We start from the raw sequence: 2,480 nt of genomic DNA on the forward strand, positions 1-2,480 counted from the left end.
CTGACGGACAGCGACGGGAAAATCGTGTGGGAGACGGGATACCAGGTCTGGGGAAACACAATACAGGAGAAGGATCACGGCGGGGTGGAGCAGAGCCTGCGCTACCAGGGACAGTACCTCGACAGGGAAACGGGGCTGCACTACAATCTGCACAGGTATTATGATCCGGATGTCGGGCGGTTTACGCAGCCGGATCCGATAGGGTTGCTTGGTGGAATAAATCTCTACCAATACGCGCCGAATCCGTTGTCATGGATCGATCCGCTGGGGTTATTTGGTTGTGGTCCAAAAGCGCAACAACACATTCTTCATGGTGATGGTCCTGGTAGTGGTGGTCATATGTGGCCAGGTCAGCCAGGTAAAACGACTTTTCCTCAATCATGGGATGCGAAAAAGATTATTTCCGAAGTTGATGATATTGTGAATTCACCATCGACTAAATGGTATGCCCAGCAAGGAACTGGAGGCGCATTAACGAAAGCAGGAAAAGCTGCTAATTGGGTGGCATGGGAAGTCAGAGATGGAGTACGGATTCGAGTAGTTTTCCAACCAGCCAAGGGAAGAATAGTTACTGCATTTCCTGATAGTGGACCGATTCCACCTTTACCGGGCGCAAAATGATGACTACTACTACTGGTATAGAGTTAAAAGAATTTGGTGAAAATTTTCATGGCAGACTTTCTGAAGATGAACTGAATTATGCGTTGAGTTACATCGATTTTGGGGAAGAGCCATTAGCTTTTGAAATATTATGTGATTATCTCTGCGAGAATGATCTTGTTATAACAAAGAGTGAATATGAGCATCTATGTACTTTTAATAATATCTTCAATAATTTGTTAGAACATGATGTTGTTATTTATTTAAAAAAATTAGTTAAATAGTAATAACGCCGGGTAAGAAATTAAATCTTCCCGGCTTTTTATTATTTAATGTTCGTTCAGCACACTAAACATCCCGTCACGCATCCCCTTAACTGCCTGTTTAACCTGATAAAGTTCCCTGCGCAGTTCCTGTACTTCGTTGTTATCCGCTAGCAGGATCAGGCAGCCTTCCGAGATCTTCACGGTAACGCCCGTGCCGATCTCAAATCCCGCTTCTCTCAGCCATTTGGCGCTGATTTTGATCACCCGCGTGTCACTGCGGTTGGGCAGATAGCCCACGGTACAGTGGCGCTGTGTTTTGGAAATGATATTTTTATATTTAATCTGCTGATTAGATAGTAAAATTAACTTCGTGCAGATAGCTTACTTTATCAGGGGGCGGCGGTAGCGTATGAACTATGACGTGATGGTTTTAGTGATTTATAGACGAAACTGACAGTACGATCCGGACTTCGATTAGATTGCGCGATTTGACCCGATAGGGCTAAGAGGCGGATTAAACCTCTACCAATATGCGCCTAATCCGCTGAAATATAGTGATCCACTCGGATTAAAAAAAGAGCTCTGTAATGGAACTACTCGTGTGCGGCATTATACTAATCGTAAGGGTTCAACCGAGATTGGTAAAACAGGTAAAATATTGGCAAAAGATAATAATAGAGTGTATCTTGAACCGGCTAGTAAAAAACCATTAAGTCAAGTCGAAGTTGAAAGTAAATATCAAATAAAACCGGGCCGTGGACGTGATTATGTTGAAACTGATGTTCCAAATGAACAACTTGAATGGGTACCTAATCCACGATATCACACCGATGAATTGACTGCAAAAGGTGATATCACTCTTTCTGATAATGCAAAAATCACTAAACGGAAATAATATGCATAAAGATAATAAAAACATCATGTTAACTGGAGAGGAGGCATTGTCTGTTCTAAGTGAAATTAATTACTTGCTGATTTCTCTTAGAGACATAGCCCGGTATTATTATCATTCTCAAAGTGATGATAATATGATTAATAATGAAATTGCTTATTGCAAAGAAACCACTGGATTTATTGATAGAAATAAAATAACTCATCGTCTTGCACATATAAGAATGATTATAACGGAGAAATTTAATAACGAACTAGGCGATGATGATATGGATGATATCGAAAGAGAAATGGAAAAAATAAAGTATTGGGAAAAACCAGGCGACTAAAATAAAGCCGGGTGAGGAATTAAATCTCCCCGGCTTTTATTTTTACGCTTCTTTCAATACACCGGATATCCCGACCTTCATTCCTTTAACCACCTGTTTAACCTGATAAAGTTCCTTCCTCAATTCCTGCACCTCGTTGCAGTCAGCGATCAGGATCAGGCACCCTTCCGAGATCTTCACCGTGACGCCCGTCCCGGTATCAAATCCCGCTTCAGCCAGCCAGTCGCCTTTAAGGTGCAGGCTGGGGTGTTGTGAATAATACCGGGCTATACCTGTTGTGCGGTCTTCGTGGCGGGCTCTGACATAGCCGACTTTATAGCGGCGCTGTGTTTTGGAAATGGTGACTTCTGGCGTAATATCGTGTTCAGCCATGATTAACTACCTTGATTAGTTG

6 protein-coding genes are annotated in these 2,480 nt (G+C 42.4%); 4 read left to right on the forward strand and 2 right to left on the reverse strand.

All coding sequences use genetic code 11. From position 1 onward, the window contains the following. Positions 1-621, forward strand: a 621-nt coding sequence (locus A7Z29_RS22955) for an RHS repeat-associated core domain-containing protein (RefSeq protein ID WP_198599439.1), incomplete at its 5' end; no start/stop codon positions are given. Continuing rightward, positions 618-884 carry a MafI family immunity protein gene (locus A7Z29_RS22960; RefSeq protein ID WP_000989235.1) on the forward strand — a complete coding sequence of 89 codons (267 nt, stop codon included), beginning with the start codon at positions 618-620 and terminating at the stop codon, positions 882-884. The genes A7Z29_RS22955 and A7Z29_RS22960, both read left to right, overlap by 4 nt. A gap of 45 nt (positions 885-929) precedes the next feature. Here the strand turns inward: A7Z29_RS22960 and A7Z29_RS22965 are convergent, their stop codons facing one another. Next, entirely contained in the window at positions 930-1,190 is a 261-nt protein-coding gene (locus A7Z29_RS22965) for a SymE family type I addiction module toxin (RefSeq protein WP_029365860.1), read from the reverse strand. A gap of 277 nt (positions 1,191-1,467) precedes the next feature. Between A7Z29_RS22965 and A7Z29_RS22970 the strand changes: the two genes are divergently transcribed. Together A7Z29_RS22970 and A7Z29_RS22975 are read left to right on the forward strand one after the other, a co-directional pair. Beyond that, entirely contained in the window at positions 1,468-1,761 is a 294-nt protein-coding gene (locus A7Z29_RS22970; RefSeq protein ID WP_001216788.1) for an HYD1 signature containing ADP-ribosyltransferase family protein, read from the forward strand. Between the two features lies 1 nt (position 1,762). Further along, positions 1,763-2,086, forward strand: coding sequence for a hypothetical protein (locus A7Z29_RS22975; protein ID WP_000548579.1), 324 nt, complete (start codon positions 1,763-1,765; stop codon positions 2,084-2,086). Between the two features lie 42 nt (positions 2,087-2,128). Here A7Z29_RS22975 and A7Z29_RS22980 read toward each other — a convergent pair whose 3' ends face one another. Then, on the reverse strand, positions 2,129-2,458 hold the full coding sequence (locus A7Z29_RS22980; RefSeq protein WP_105290901.1) for a SymE family type I addiction module toxin: 330 nt from the start codon (positions 2,456-2,458) through the stop codon (positions 2,129-2,131). Positions 2,459-2,480 lie beyond the last annotated feature (22 nt).

Origin of the sequence: Escherichia sp. MOD1-EC6842 (assembly GCF_002965705.1) — a bacterium.
Lineage (GTDB): Bacteria > Pseudomonadota > Gammaproteobacteria > Enterobacterales > Enterobacteriaceae > Escherichia > Escherichia ruysiae.